The organism is Kitasatospora sp. NPDC040550, from assembly GCF_055594965.1.
Genome location: NZ_JBVIWC010000011.1, coordinates 241,723 through 255,208, shown reverse-complemented (window position 1 = coordinate 255,208; position 13,486 = coordinate 241,723). Strand labels below are relative to the sequence as shown.

The following is a 13,486-nucleotide window of genomic DNA, read 5'->3' as shown; positions in this document are numbered from 1 at the left end:
TACATTCCGAACCCGGAAGCTAAGCCTCACAGCGCCGATGGTACTGCAGGGGGGACCCTGTGGGAGAGTAGGACGCCGCCGAACAATCATTCAGAGAAGGCCCACCCGGGTTACCGGGTGGGCCTTTTCGCATTTCCGGAGCTTCCGGAGGACGGTGGCCGAAAAAAATCTTGGCCGGTCGTGTCGAGAACCCGTGGCCGGCTCCGTCCCTGGGGTGAGCGCGGCCACAATGGGTCGCACGAGCTCCGAAGGAGAAGCACGATGGCCAAGTACCTGCTGCTCAAGCACTACCGAGGCGCCCCGACCCCGGTCAACTGCGCGCCGATGGACCAGTGGACGCCGGAGGAGGTCACGGCGCACATCACGTACATGCAGGACTTCGCGGCCCGGCTGGAGCAGACCGGCGAGTTCGTCGACGCCCAGGCGCTCGCGCCCGAGGGGTCGTGGGTCCGCTACGACGGCGAGGGGCGGCCGCCGGTGACGGACGGTCCGTTCGCGGAGACCAAGGACCTCATCGCCGGTTGGATGGTGATCGACGTGGACAGCCACGAGCGCGCCGTCGAGCTGGCCGGTGAGCTGTCGGCGGCGCCGGGGGCCGGTGGAAAGCCGATCCACGAGTGGCTGGAGCTGCGTCCGTTCCTGGCCATGCCGCCGACCGTCACGGAGTGACCTCTCCCGTGACCGTCCCGATGAACGAGGCCTTGATCCGAGGCCTCACCCCGGGTGTGCTGGGTGTCCTCGTCCGCCGCGGAGCCGACTTCGCGGCGGCCGAGGACGCCGTGCAGGAGGCGCTGGTCGAGGCGGTCCGCGTCTGGGCGAGTGATCCGCCGCGGGACCCGAAGGGCTGGTTGGTCACCGTCGCCTGGCGGAAGTTCCTCGACGCGACCAGGGCGGACACCGCCCGTCGGCGTCGGGAGGAACTCGTCGACCAGGAGCCGGAGCCCGGTCCGGCGGCCTCGGTGGATGACACCCTGCAGCTCTACTTCCTGTGCGCCCACCCGTCGTTGACGCCGTCCTCCGCGGTCGCGCTCACCCTGCGCGCGCTCGGTGGACTGACCACCCGACAGATCGCCCAGGCCTATCTGGTGCCCGAGGCGACCATGGCGCAGCGGATCAGCCGGGCCAAGCGCACCGTTTCGGCGGTCCGCCTCGATCAGCCGGGCGACGTCGCGACCGTGCTGCGGGTGCTCTACCTGGTGTTCAACGAGGGCTACTCCGGGGACGTCGACCTCGCCGCCGAGGCGATCCGGCTGACCCGGCAGCTGGCGGCGGCGATCGACCACCCCGAGGTGGCGGGGCTGCTGGCGCTGATGCTGCTGCACCACGCCCGGCGGGCCGGCCGGACCGGTCCCGACGGAAGTCTGGTGCCGCTCGCGGAGCAGGACCGGCGGCTCTGGGACACCGGCTTGATCGCGGAGGGCGTCGGGATCCTGCAGACGGCCCTGGCCCGGGACCGGTTGGGCGAGTTCCAGGCCCAGGCGGCCATCGCGGCGCTGCACGCCGATGCGCCCACCGCCGGGGAGACCGACTGGGTGCAGATCGTCGAGTGGTACGACGAGTTGGTGCGGCTGACGGGCAGTCCGGTGGTGCGGCTGAACCGCGCGGTGGCGGTCGGTGAGGCGGACGGGCCGCGGGCCGGCCTGGCGGCGCTCGGTGAACTGGACGAGGCGCTGCCCCGGTACGCGGCCGCGGCGGCGTACCTCCACGAGCGTGCCGGGGACCTGCAGTTGGCGGCCCGGCTGTACGCCGAGGCGGCCCGCCGGGCGGCCAACCTTGCCGAGCGCGAACACCTGACGCGCCAGGCGGCCCGGCTCAACGCCCGCCGCGGCAGCTGACCCGGGGACGGGGACGGGACGGGACGGGGTCTGCCGGGCTCGACGGTGTCGGGCTCGATGGTGTCGGGCACGGTGGCCTCGGGCCCGGTGGCCTCGGGCGGCCCGGTTCAGAGCCGGCCGGCCGCCTTGAGTGCCAGGTAGGCGTCCGCCAGTGCCGGGGCGACCTGGGCCGGCGGGGCGTCGAGGACGGTGACCCCGCTGCGGGTGAGGCGGTCGGCGGTGTGCCGGCGGTCGGCGCGGGTCTGCTCGGCGGCGGCGGCGCCGTAGACGGCCTCCACGGTGCCGCGGCCGGCGGCCAGCACGTCCAGGTGCGGGTCGGCGACGGAGGCGAGGACGACCTCGTGGCGCTTGGTGAGCAGGGGCAGCAGCGGGCGCAGGCCGTCTTCGACGGAGGCCGCGTCCAGCCCGGTGAGCAGGACGACGAGCGAGCGGTGCGGCGCCATCGTGAGCGCGGTGGAGACCAGCGAGCGCATGTCCGTCTCGTGCAGCGCGGGTTCCAGCAGGGCCATCGCGTTGGTGAAGGAGGGCAGGATCTCGCTGGGGGAGCTGCCGATGACCGAGGCGCGCTTGCGGGCGTCGTGGGCGAGCAGGTCGACCCGGTCGCCGGCGCGGGTGGCGAGGGCGGTGAGCAGCAGGGCGGCGTCGAGGGCGGCGTCCAGGCGGGGGGCGTCGCCGACGCGGCCGGCCGAGGTGCGGCCGGTGTCGAGGACGATCAGGATGTGCCGGTCGCGTTCGGGGCGCCAGGTGCGGACGGCGACGGTGTTGCGGCGGGCGCTGGCGCGCCAGTCGATGGAGCGGACGTCGTCGCCGGGCAGGTACTCCCGCAGCGAGTCGAACTCGGTGCCCTGGCCCCGGGTCAGCACCGAGGTCCGGCCGTCGAGTTCGCGCAGCCGGGCGAGCCGGGAGGGCAGGTGCTTGCGGCTGTTGAACGGGGGGAGGGCGCGGACCGTCCAGGGGACGTGGTGGGAGCCCTGACGGCCGGCCAGGCCGAGCGGGCCGAGCGAGCGGACCGTCACGCGGTGGGCGTGGTGGTCGCCGCGGCGGCCCGGGGTGAGCACGGTGACCGCCCGGCGCCGTTCGCCGCCGGGGACGGCGAGGGTGTGCCGGGAGGCGGTCTCGGAGGTGCCGGGGCGCCAGGCGGAGGGGGCCCAGGCGTCGCGGACCAGGGCCCGGAGCGGCCGTCCGGAGCTGTTGGTGACGGTCAGTTCGACCGAGGCGGTGTCGCCGAGCCGGACGGTGGTGTCGCCGCCCCGGGCGATCCGCAGGCTGCGGACGGGGGCGGCGAGCACCAGGTCGACCAGGACGGCGAGCAGGACGGCGCCGGTGACGGCCCCGATCCCGGTCCAGGAGGGCAGCAGGAGGCCCACGAAGAGCGCGCCGAGCGCGGCGATCAGGGCGGTTCGCCCGGTGAGGGCCATGCGGGTGCGCTCCTTCGGAAGCCCGGTGTGTTCGAGGACCCGGTACGCCTACCGGTGGTGGATCAGCGGGGGGCGGGCGTCTGGGCGAGGACGGCGTGGATGACGGAGTCGGCGGTGACGCCCTCCATCTCGGCCTCGGCGCGCAGCGCGACGCGGTGCCGCAGGGTGGGCAGGGCGAGCGCCTTGACGTCGTCCGGGGTGACGTAGTCCCGCCCGGCCAGCCAGGCCCAGGCGCGCGAGGCGGCGAGCAGTGCGGTGGCACCGCGGGGGGAGACGCCGATGGACAGCGACGGGGACTGCCGGGTGGCCCGGCAGAGGTCGACGATGTACGCCAGGATCTCGGGCGAGACGGTGAGCTTCGCGATCTGCTCGCGGGCGGCGGCCAGGTGCTCGGGCCCGGCGACCGGGCGGACGCCGGCGGCGGCGAGGTCCTTGGGGTCGAAGCCGGAGGCGTGCCGGGAGAGGACCTGGAACTCCTGGTCGCGGTCGGGCAGCGGGAGGATCAGCTTGAGCAGGAAGCGGTCCAGCTGGGCCTCGGGCAGCGGGTAGGTGCCCTCGTACTCGACCGGGTTCTGGGTCGCGGCGACCAGGAACGGGACGGGCAGCGCGCGCGGTTCGCCGTCGACGGTGACCTGCCGCTCCTCCATGGCCTCCAGCAGGGCGGCCTGGGTCTTGGGCGGGGTGCGGTTGATCTCGTCGGCGAGCAGCAGGTTGGTGAAGACCGGGCCGGGCTGGAAGGAGAACTCGGCGGTGCGGGCGTCGTAGACGAGCGAGCCGGTGACGTCGCCGGGCATCAGGTCGGGGGTGAACTGGATGCGCTTGGTCCCCAGGCTGAGCGCCGTGGACAGGGTACGGACCAGCAGGGTCTTGGCGACGCCGGGGACGCCCTCCAGCAGTACGTGGCCGCCGCAGAGGAGGGCCACCACCAGGCCGGTGACGGCGGCGTCCTGGCCGACCACGGCCTTGCCGATCTCGGCGCGCAGGGCGGTCAGGGCCGTGCGCGGGTCGGTGGCGGGGGTAGCGGGGGTGGCGGGTGCCGTGCCGGGGGTGATGCGGAGCTGGGCGGTTGCCTGTTCGGTCACGGGTTCCGTACCTGCCTTTCGAGGGCGTCTAGGTCGTCGGCGAGCCGCAGCAGCGCGGCGTCGTCGGTCGGGGGCGGGCCGTAGAGCAGGGCCCGGACGTCCCCGGCGGGTCGTTCGGGGAGGCGGTCGGCGACGGCCGCGCAGAGTGCCTCCGGGTCCGGTCCGCCGGCCTGGAGCGGGAGGCCGAGGGCGGGGGCGAGGCGGTGGGCGGTGGCGCGGCGCAGTGCCTCGGCGGCGCGGCCGTGGGCCTTGGCCCGTCGATAGAGGCGGGCCCGGCCCTCGGTGGTCTCGGCGGCGCGGACCACCACGGGCAGGTTCTCGCTGACCACCGGGCCGAGTCGGCGGGCGCGCCAGAGGGCGGCGAGCACGGCGGCGACGGCGAGTTGGTAGAAGGCCCAGTGCCAGCCCTTCGGGATGTAGTCGCCGAAGGTCTTGCGCTGGGTGCCCGCGGCGACCGGCGCGGTGTAGTCGGGCAGGTGCCAGGTGAGGCGGGGCTGCGAGCCGAGCAGGCCGAGGGCGAGCGAGGCGTTGCCGTCGTCGGCGAGGTGGCCGTTCTGCAGGAACTCGCCGCTGCCGAGCACGATGACGTTGCCGCCGGCGTCGTCGGGGGTGCTGACCAGCGGGTAGCCGTGGTGGTACGGGTAGCAGCCGTCGCCGCGGCTGCCGCTGGTGTAGAGCGTGCCGCCCATCGCGGCGCTGCCGGCCCGGACGGCCTCGGGGAGGGCGCAGCTCGGGTGGGTGCTGCGGACGGACGCGAACGGGACGCCGCCGACCTCGTCGGAGGTGCGGATGCCGGGGGCGAGCGCGCTGAGGGCGGCCGGGCCCGGGTTGATCAGGACCAGCCGCCGGTGCCGGGCGGCGGCGACGGCGCGCAGTTCGGCGGGGCTCAGCAGGTCGGGCTCGGGCAGCACCAGGGTGTCGGCGCCGTCGGCGGGGGCCGTGGGGTCGGTGCGCAGTGCGGTCCTGACGCCCTGGCCGTCGAGCAGGGCGACGACGGCGTGGGTGCCGTCGGCGTCGTAGGAGCGGGGGTCGAGCGGCGGGTAGCGGTGGCCGGTGTTGAGGACGGCGAGGCCGACGGCGGCGACCAGCAGGACGGCGAGGGCGACCAGGTACCAGCGGGCGCGGCGGGCCAGGCCGCGCCCGGTGGGGGCGAGGCTGGTCGGTGCGGCGTCGGCGGCGGGTCGTTCGGCGGCGGGGGGAGCCGGGGCGGTGCTGGTCATGCCGCTCCTCCCGGGGTTGCGGTCGGCGCCGGGGCGGGGGCCGCGGCGGGGGTGTGGGCGAGCACCGGGCGGCTGCGTTCCAGGGCCCGGTCGAGGTCCAGCAGCAGCTGGTACGCGGCCCGGTCGGCGGTGCGCTCGCCGTAGGCGATGTCGTCGAAGGTGCGGGCGGCCGCGGTGAGTGCGGCGGCCTGGTCGGGCAGGGCCCGGCCGGCTTCGGCGGCGGCCTCGTCGGCGGTGCGGCCGGGGCGGGTGTCGAGCAGGGTGCGCTCCTCCAGGGCCCGGACCAGGGCGCGCATCTGCTCGCGGACGGCCTCGGTCCAGCGGCCGGCGGCGGCGTGTCCGGCGGCGTCGGCGCGGTACTGCGCGGCGGTGCGCGGGCCGTCGGCGCCGTACACGCCGTAGTCGGTGCGGGCGGCGCGCTTGGGTGCGCCGAGGCGCCACCAGAGGGCGGCGGCGATCACCGCGGCGACGATCAGGAAGAGCACCAGTCCGGTGGTGCCGTCGGTGCCCCCGGCGGAGATGCTGCCCATGGCGCGGTCGATGTGGTCCCAGATCCAGTCGATGACGCGTTCCAGGACGCTCGGGTCGTTCTTGTGGTACTCGGCCTTGAGCAGCTCGTCGCGGGCGGCGTCGCGGGCCGGGTCCCGTGGAACGGTGACCGGGGCGCCGCCGGCGGCGAGGAGCCTGTCCCCCCAGATAGGCATCCGGTTCAGTGCCTCGCGGGGGTCTGGTCGGCCCGGCCGCTCCAGCCGGTGCCGCCCTGTTCGGGCAGTCCGGCGGCGCGGGCGAGTTCGATGTCGAGGGCCTCGCGGCGGATCCGCTGGTCGATGTAGACCAGCACGCCGACGGCGGCCAGGAACGGGGTGGTCAGGGCGGAGGCGATGATCCCGGCGACCGCGGTCAGCACCATCATGCCGACGGACTCGTGGGCGGTGTCGCCGAGCCGGTCCATGGAGCCGAAGCCGAGGACCAGGCCGAGGAAGCGGAACGGGATGGCGAGCGTCACCCCGACGATCCCGGCCAGCACCCGGGCGAGCAGGACGATGCCGAGGATCCGCCACCAGGAGCCGCGGGCCAGCCGGCGGGAGCGCGAGAGCGCGGTCACCACGCCCTGCTTCTCCAGCATCAGCGCGGGGGCGGCCAGGCTGTAGCGGATCAGCAGCCAGAGGCCGACCGGGACGGTCAGCAGGCCGACCAGGAACAGCAGGGCCGCGGTGCCGGGCGTGCTCGAGCCGCCCGCGACGTAGCCGATCAGCGGGGTGAAGCCGAGCAGCACCACGCCGACGCTCATCAGGGTGGTGAGCACGGTGAGCCCGAGGAGTTGCAGCAGCCGGGGGCGGGCGTCACGCCAGGCGTCGCCGGCGGTCACCGGTCGGCCGAGGACGGCGCGGCTGACCACGATGGTGAGCAGGGCGACGGCCAGCGCGTCGAGCAGCAGCGACAGCGGCATGGTGGCGAGCAGGGTGAGCAGCTGGGTGGAGGTACCGGTACGGCCCTTGACCAGCAGCTTGGCGACGAAGGCACCGGCCTGGTCGACGACGGCGATGCCGAGCGAGAGGGTGAGCGCGGTGCGCCAGTTCCGGCGGACGGTGGTGACGGCGCCGTCGAGCAGTTCGCCGATGCTGAGCGGGCGCAGCGGGATGACGCCGGGCCGGGGGCTGCGCGCGGTCTCCCAGCCGTACGGGCCCTGGCCGGAGGGCTGGGTGCCGCGGTTCGGCTGTCCGTACTGGGGGCCCCAGGCGGGTGCGGCCTGAGGGGGTGCCGACGGACCGGGCACGGCGGCGGGCGCGTCGGCCGGGGGCCGGGCGCCGTCGCGGGGCGGCTCGGACGAGCTGGGCGAGGCCCAGCCCGGAGTGTCGGTCATCACTGCTCCTCGGAGGGGCGTCCTGGGCGCGGCTCCGGGCGGATCTTTCGCCCGCGCGCAGCGCCCATCGTGCCATGGGGCCCGGAGACGCCCCAGGGGTATCCGGTTGCTGATCGACAACGGGAGCCGCCGGGGGGTCGGACGGCGGGTTCCGGACAGTTCGGAGGCACTCCGAGGAGGGCTATTCGCCCGGTATGGCCGGAAATCGACGGCCGGGGAGTTGGCCGTTGTGGAGCAATGGCACTGCTGTGCGGCAGGTCACAATCCGGTAATGAGAAGATGGACCCATGAAGGGACGCGTCCTCGTCGTTGATGACGACTCCGCACTGGCCGAGATGCTCGGCATCGTGTTGCGTGGTGAGGGTTTTGAGCCGTTTTTCGTCGCGGATGGGGACAAGGCGCTAGCCGCGTTCCGGGAGAGCAAGCCCGATCTGGTCCTGCTCGACCTGATGCTGCCCGGCCGGGACGGCATCGACGTGTGCCGGCAGATCCGGGCCGAGTCCGGCGTCCCGATCGTCATGCTGACCGCGAAGACCGACACGGTCGACGTCGTGGTGGGCCTGGAGTCCGGCGCCGACGACTACGTCACCAAGCCGTTCAAGCCCAAGGAACTGGTGGCCCGGGTGCGCGCGCGGCTGCGCCGTGCCGAGGAGCCGACACCCGAGCAGCTGACCATCGGCGATCTGGTGATCGACGTGGCCGGCCACTCGGTGAAGCGGGACGGGCGCAGCATCCCGCTGACCCCGCTGGAGTTCGACCTGCTGGTCGCGCTGGCCCGCAAGCCCTGGCAGGTGTTCACCCGTGAGGTGCTGCTGGAGCAGGTGTGGGGCTACCGCCACGCGGCGGACACCCGCCTGGTCAACGTCCACGTGCAGCGCCTCCGTTCCAAGATCGAGAAGGACCCGGAGCGCCCCGAGATCGTGGTGACCGTCCGCGGCGTCGGCTACAAGGCCGGACCCAGCTGACGTGACGGACCGGGCTGACGACACCCCGTCGGGTTCCGCGACCGACGGGGCGGGGGCCGTGCGCGGGGACGTGCTGAGTTCGACCACCCGCCGCCGTCGCGGCCCGTCCGGAGTGTTCGGTCTGATGAAGCGTCAGCTCAGGCGCCCGGCGCGCCGGGTCACCGCGCTGTACCGCCGGTCGATCCAGTTGCGCGTGGTCGCGGTCTCCCTGCTGGCCTCCATCGCGGTGGTCCTGGTGCTGGGCGTGGTCGTGGTGGCGCAGGTGCGGACCGGCCTGCTCGACACCAAGATCGACGCGGCCCGGGCGCAGGCCCGGATCGGTTTCCAGGTCGAGCAGAAGAAGATCGACGAGGCCCGGGACCAGGCGCTGCGCGGCGCCGTCGACCCGACCACCGGGGAGACCGGCACCTGGCTGCTGCGCCAGGTCAACGACCTCGCCGCGAGCGGGCAGACGGTCTACTCGGTGATCGCGATGGCCCCCGGCACCGGGACGGTCGTGCCGGACAGCGCCGGCTTCGCGCCGCGCTACTCGGGCGACATCCAGCCCAGCAGCATCCCGGACAGCCTGCGCGCGAGGCTCTTCGACGAGCCCGGCCAGATGTTCGACCAGCCGACCCGGATCCACCGCTCGCCCGAGGGCGGCGGCAAGAGCGAGCCCGGACTGGCCCTCGGCATGCAGTTCGTCGGCCCGGCCGACACCAGCTACCAGCTGTTCTACGTGTTCTCCTTCGGCCAGGAGACCGACACCCTCAACCTGATCACCGGCACCCTGGCGACCGCCGGCGTGTTCGTGGTGATCCTGATGGGCGGCATCGCCTGGGTCGTGGTGCGCCAGGTGGTCACCCCGGTCCGGATGGCCGCGGGCATCTCCGAGCGGCTCGCCGACGGACACCTGGAAGAGCGGATGAAGGTGACCGGGACGGACGACATCGCCCGCCTCGGGGAGTCGTTCAACCGGATGGCCAACGCCCTCCAGGCGCAGATCCGTCAGCTGGAGGAGCTCTCCCGGGTGCAGCGGCGCTTCGTCTCGGACGTCTCGCACGAGCTGCGCACCCCGCTGACCACGGTCCGGATGGCCGCCGACCTGATCTACGACAGCCGCGAGGACCTGGACCCGATGGCGGCCCGCTCGGCGGAGCTGCTGCAGGGCCAGCTGGACCGCTTCGAGTCGCTGCTCGCCGACCTGCTGGAGATCAGCCGCTTCGACGCCGGCGCCGCGATCCTGGACGCCGAGCCGGTCGACCTGCGGGAGATCGTCGGCCGGGTGGTCGAGGCCGCCGAGCCGCTGGCCGAGGCCAAGGGCAGCGCCGTGGTGATCCGCGGTGACGGCGAGCCGGTGCTCGCCGAGGTGGACTCCCGCCGGATCGAGCGCATCCTGCGCAACCTGGTGGTCAACGCGCTGGAGCACGGCGAGGGCCGCGACGTGGTCGTCCGCCTGGGCTCGGCCGACGGCGCCGTCGCGGTCGGCGTGCGCGACTACGGCATCGGACTCAAGCCGGGCGAGGCGTCCCGGGTGTTCCACCGCTTCTGGCGGGCGGACCCCTCCCGGGTGCGCACCACCGGCGGCACCGGGCTGGGCCTGTCCATCGCGGTCGAGGACGCCCACCTGCACGGTGGCTGGCTCCAGGCCTGGGGTGAGCCCGGCGGCGGCTCGCACTTCCGGCTGACCCTGCCGCGCACCCGCGGCGGCGAGATCAACCGGGCGCCGTTCCGGCTGGAGCCGGAGGACTCCCGCAACAACCGGGGCCTGGGCGCGTACGGCACGCCGTACCGGCGGGCGATCGCCCCGGCGGGCGCCACGGCGATGACCGCCGCCGAGGAGCAGGCCGAGGCGCCGGAGGGGCCCGGCAACGGGCTGGGCAGCGGGCTCGGCGGAGTGCTGAACATCGGCCCCGGACTGGGCCGGAACCGGCTGCCCGAGGGGCCGCGCGCGGACCCCTCGGACGTGCGGACGGCGGGGGCCGGTTACGGCGTCATCGGCGCCCAGGTCATGGTGGACCCGACGCCCGGACGGCCGTCGGTGGCGCAGCGTACGGCGGAGCCGGACGTGACGGGTGGGACGGACCTGGAGGGGTCGCAGCGTGCGAAGGACGAGCAACAGCACTAGGGCCGTGCCCCGGCGTCGGCCCGCGGGCGGGCGTCGGTCCGTAGCCGGGAGTGCGAGGACCGGTCCCGCGCCGCTGCTCGTGGCAGTGGCCGGCGCGGTGCTCGGCACCCTGGTGGCGAGCGGCTGCGCGGCCATGCCGGACTCCGGCGGCATCACCAAGGTGGAGCTGTCCCAGGGCTCGGCCGACAAGAACCTCCAGGCCAGGGTCTTCCCGGTGGCGCCCGGCAAGGGCGCCAAGCCGCGCGAGCTGCTGACCGGGTTCCTGGACGCGGTCACCGCCGACGAGGGGTACGAGACCGCGCGCAAGTACCTCACCGAGCGCGCCGCGGCGACCTGGAACCCGGACGCGGGCATCCAGGTGCTCTCGGCCACGAAGATCCCGCTGGACCAGGTCGCCGACGCCGACACCAAGTACTCCTCGACGGTGTCCGGGCAGCTGGTGGCCAAGGTCGACGACAAGCACTCCTACCTGCTGGTGGCGGGGCAGAACAACAACGTCTTCGACTTCACCTTCGTGCGGGAACACGACGGCGACTGGCGGATCGATTCGCTGCCGCCCGGCGTGATCATGAACGAGACCAACTTCCGGAACAGCTTCCGGCAGGTCGAGCGCTTCTTCTACACCACCCCCGACCCGTCGGTGCCGGCCCCCGGCAACGGCGGCCAGGAGGTGCTGATAGCCGACCCGATCTACCTGCGCCGCCGGATCGACCCGCTGGCCTCGGCCGCCAAGGCACTGGTCTCCGGGCCGTCGACCTGGCTCTCGCCGGTGGTCCGGACGGCCTTCCCGACCGGCACCACGGTCGACAAGGTGAGCATCGACGACAGCCGGATCGCCCACGTCCAGGTCGGCGGGGCCGACCTGGCCGACCCGGTGGCCTGCCGCCGGATGGCGACCCAGCTCTTCTACACCTTCGCCGACCAGGGCAAGGGCCAGGTCGAACGGCTGGAACTGCGCGGGCAGCGGGGCTCCTGCACGGCCAGCCGCACCGACGACCCGGCCGTCGGCCCCGGCGCGCTGGCCGGGCGACTGCCCGTGCAGCAGTACTACCAGCGCGCCGACAACGGTGCGCTGATGGCGGCCGACGACGGGCACACCGGCGACCCGGTGCCCGGGGTGCTCGGCAAGCCGCACGCGAGCGGGGCGCCCGTCCTGGGCGCCGTCGCGGTCAGCCGGGACGGCACCCAGGCCGCCGCGCTCTCGGACGACGGCCACCAGCTCTACGCGGTGCCGCTGCAGGCCGGCACGGCGACGATGCCCGAACCGGTGCTCAGCTCCCCGGCGAAGGCCGGCGCCAAGGACGACGGCCTCACCTCGCCCAGCTGGGACGGCCGCGGCGACCTCTGGGTGGTGGACCGCAACCCGCAGAACCCGCGGGTGGTCATGGTGCGCGGCGGCAAGTCGTACACCGCGTCGGTGGACGGGCTGACCGGGCAGACGGTGCAGGCGTTGAAGCTCTCCTCGGACGGCGCCCGGATCGCCCTGGTGGTCAAGTCCCCCGGGGTGAACGGAAGTTCACTGATGTTCGGACGGGTGGAGCACGGCGGAACGCCGCAGGCGCCGACCGTGCGGATCACCGGCGTCCGCCCGGCGGCCCCCTCGCTCGTCGACGTCGCCTCGGTGTCCTGGTCGGAGACCGACCAGCTGCTGGTGCTCGGCAAGGAGCAGGACCGCCCCCAGCAGCTGTACTACATCAGCACCGACGGCTCGCAGAGCACGGACGGTCAGCTGCAGACCGGCAACGGCCTGCCGTCCTCCCCGCAGTCGATCTCGACGGCGGAGTCCCGCGGGTACATCCTGGCCCAGCCCTCGCCGGTGCTCGCGGTGGCCGCGGGCACCGTCTACCGGCTGGTCAACAACCAGTGGCGGGAAGCCCAGTTGGTGGACAAGGCCCGCTCGTACTTCTACCCGGGCTGACCCCAGGACCGTCGGGCCCTAACCGGCGGGGTGCACGGAGGTGGCCGCGACGGTGGCGGCGGCCCGGGCCGGCAGCCCGGCGTCGGCCAGCGCCCTGGCCGCCTCGGCCAGGCTCGCCCCGGTGGTCACCAGGTCGTCCACCAGCACCGGTTGACGGCCGGCCAGGCCCCGGTGGGCGCGCGGCAGGACGGTGAGCGCGCCGTGCAGGTTGCGCCGCCGCTCGGCGGCGTTCAGCCCGGCCTGGTCGGCGACCGGACGGGCGTGCCGCAGCAGCGGCGCGGCCCGGGCGTCCAGGCCGGCCCGGCGCAGCGAGCGGGCGGCCGCCCCGGCCAGCCGCAGCGTCGGGTCGTGGCCCCGGGCGCGCACCGCGGCGCGGGCCGAGGGCATCGGGACCAGCAGCAGCGGCGTGGCCCCGGCCCGGGCCCCCAGGGCGGAGCGCACCGCCCGTCCGAGCGCCTCGCCGAGCGGCCCGGCCAGGCGCAGCGCGCCGCGTTCCTTGTGGGCGAGCAGCAGTTGCCGCACCGGGTCGGCGTACGGCGCGGCCGCGTGCGCCCAGGGCAGCAGGGTGGGGCCGGGCCGGGTGGCGGTCAGCGCGTGCCGGCAGGCCGGGCAGAGCTGGGTGCGCTCGGCGCCGCAACCCGCGCAGTCCGCGGGGAGCAGGACGTCCAACAGCCCGGCCAGTGCGTGGCCGAACGGTGTCCGCGCGGACGGCGCACGGGCGGGTGAAGGGGTCGACGGCACGGCTGCTCCTGGCGGCTTCGGCACGGAGAGTCAGCAAAGGATCCGCCGTATGGGGGGCGTTGTCCAGGTATTTACCCATACTTCACTCCTAGGAGGGTAGACAGGGTGCAACAGTTTGACCGCCCGCTCCCAGCGCCGCCCGAAGTATCGGGTCATACCCCCCTTCCCGCCCGGGGAGGCGAAAACCCCGCGTGAGGTGTTCGATAAGGCTCCAGGGGGTTTCAACCGTCCCTGATGGGGAGGAAGTGAGATGAGGGCCAGTCGTTCCCGCCGCTGGCGGCGGAGCGGGGGGCCGGCAGTGGATGGGCTGGTCCAGCTGGAGCTCAGTCCGGTCCG

The 13,486-nt window shown here is 74.4% G+C and carries 11 protein-coding genes and 1 rRNA gene; 6 read left to right on the top strand and 6 right to left on the bottom strand.

Features of this window, described 5'->3' with window-relative positions; genetic code table 11:
• The 3 genes from rrf to ACZ58X_RS18875 all read left to right on the top strand — a co-directional run.
• Window positions 1-84, top strand: a 5S ribosomal RNA gene (rrf, locus tag ACZ58X_RS18885); the annotation flags it as partial.
• A 177-nt stretch (window positions 85-261) separates the two neighbouring features.
• Window positions 262-669 carry a YciI family protein gene (locus ACZ58X_RS18880; RefSeq protein WP_470334740.1) on the top strand — a complete coding sequence of 136 codons (408 nt, stop codon included), beginning with the start codon at window positions 262-264 and terminating at the stop codon, window positions 667-669.
• 20 nt (window positions 670-689) lie between these two features.
• The gene (locus ACZ58X_RS18875; protein WP_470334750.1) at window positions 690-1,835 is read left to right on the top strand and encodes an RNA polymerase sigma factor; all 1,146 of its coding nucleotides are present in this window, start codon (window positions 690-692) and stop codon (window positions 1,833-1,835) included.
• 107 nt (window positions 1,836-1,942) lie between these two features.
• Here the strand turns inward: ACZ58X_RS18875 and ACZ58X_RS18870 are convergent, their stop codons facing one another.
• The 5 genes from ACZ58X_RS18870 to ACZ58X_RS18850 all read right to left on the bottom strand — a co-directional run bounded on the left by ACZ58X_RS18870 (window position 1,943) and on the right by ACZ58X_RS18850 (window position 7,419).
• A complete protein-coding gene (locus ACZ58X_RS18870) occupies window positions 1,943-3,253 on the bottom strand; it encodes a DUF58 domain-containing protein (protein WP_470334739.1) in 1,311 nt (436 codons plus the stop codon).
• A 62-nt stretch (window positions 3,254-3,315) separates the two neighbouring features.
• Window positions 3,316-4,305, bottom strand: coding sequence for an AAA family ATPase (locus ACZ58X_RS18865; RefSeq protein WP_470334749.1), 990 nt, complete (start codon window positions 4,303-4,305; stop codon window positions 3,316-3,318).
• Between the two features lie 26 nt (window positions 4,306-4,331).
• Window positions 4,332-5,555, bottom strand: a complete 1,224-nt coding sequence (locus ACZ58X_RS18860) for a DUF4350 domain-containing protein (protein WP_470334738.1) — start codon at window positions 5,553-5,555, stop codon at window positions 4,332-4,334.
• A complete protein-coding gene (locus ACZ58X_RS18855; protein WP_470334737.1) occupies window positions 5,552-6,259 on the bottom strand; it encodes a DUF4129 domain-containing protein in 708 nt (235 codons plus the stop codon). The genes ACZ58X_RS18860 and ACZ58X_RS18855 overlap by 4 nt, the downstream gene beginning before the upstream one ends.
• Before the next feature lie 5 nt (window positions 6,260-6,264).
• Complete coding sequence (locus ACZ58X_RS18850) at window positions 6,265-7,419, bottom strand: DUF7847 domain-containing protein (RefSeq protein WP_470334736.1); 1,155 nt, start codon at window positions 7,417-7,419, stop codon at window positions 6,265-6,267.
• 287 nt (window positions 7,420-7,706) lie between these two features.
• On the opposite strand from ACZ58X_RS18850, the gene mtrA reads away from it, so the two are divergent.
• From mtrA to ACZ58X_RS18835, 3 genes are all read left to right on the top strand, one after another.
• A complete protein-coding gene (gene mtrA / locus ACZ58X_RS18845; protein ID WP_030283937.1) occupies window positions 7,707-8,384 on the top strand; it encodes an MtrAB system response regulator MtrA in 678 nt (225 codons plus the stop codon).
• Between the two features lie 124 nt (window positions 8,385-8,508).
• A complete protein-coding gene (mtrB, locus tag ACZ58X_RS18840; RefSeq protein WP_470334735.1) occupies window positions 8,509-10,491 on the top strand; it encodes an MtrAB system histidine kinase MtrB in 1,983 nt (660 codons plus the stop codon).
• 85 nt (window positions 10,492-10,576) lie between these two features.
• Window positions 10,577-12,409, top strand: coding sequence for an LpqB family beta-propeller domain-containing protein (locus ACZ58X_RS18835; RefSeq protein ID WP_470334734.1), 1,833 nt, complete (start codon window positions 10,577-10,579; stop codon window positions 12,407-12,409).
• 18 nt (window positions 12,410-12,427) lie between these two features.
• Here the strand turns inward: ACZ58X_RS18835 and ACZ58X_RS18830 are convergent, their stop codons facing one another.
• Window positions 12,428-13,150, bottom strand: a complete 723-nt coding sequence (locus tag ACZ58X_RS18830) for a ComF family protein (protein WP_470334733.1) — start codon at window positions 13,148-13,150, stop codon at window positions 12,428-12,430.
• Window positions 13,151-13,486 lie beyond the last annotated feature (336 nt).

Coding starts and splice junctions, on each gene's coding strand:
- mtrA (WP_030283937.1), top strand. CDS start 7,707: ATGAAGGGACGCGTCCTCGTCGTTGATGACGACTCCGCACTGGCCGAG.
- ACZ58X_RS18860 (WP_470334738.1), bottom strand. CDS start 5,555: ATGACCAGCACCGCCCCGGCTCCCCCCGCCGCCGAACGACCCGCCGCC.
- ACZ58X_RS18880 (WP_470334740.1), top strand. CDS start 262: ATGGCCAAGTACCTGCTGCTCAAGCACTACCGAGGCGCCCCGACCCCG.
- mtrB (WP_470334735.1), top strand. CDS start 8,509: ATGAAGCGTCAGCTCAGGCGCCCGGCGCGCCGGGTCACCGCGCTGTAC.
- ACZ58X_RS18855 (WP_470334737.1), bottom strand. CDS start 6,259: ATGCCTATCTGGGGGGACAGGCTCCTCGCCGCCGGCGGCGCCCCGGTC.
- ACZ58X_RS18875 (WP_470334750.1), top strand. CDS start 690: ATGAACGAGGCCTTGATCCGAGGCCTCACCCCGGGTGTGCTGGGTGTC.
- ACZ58X_RS18850 (WP_470334736.1), bottom strand. CDS start 7,419: ATGACCGACACTCCGGGCTGGGCCTCGCCCAGCTCGTCCGAGCCGCCC.
- ACZ58X_RS18870 (WP_470334739.1), bottom strand. CDS start 3,253: ATGGCCCTCACCGGGCGAACCGCCCTGATCGCCGCGCTCGGCGCGCTC.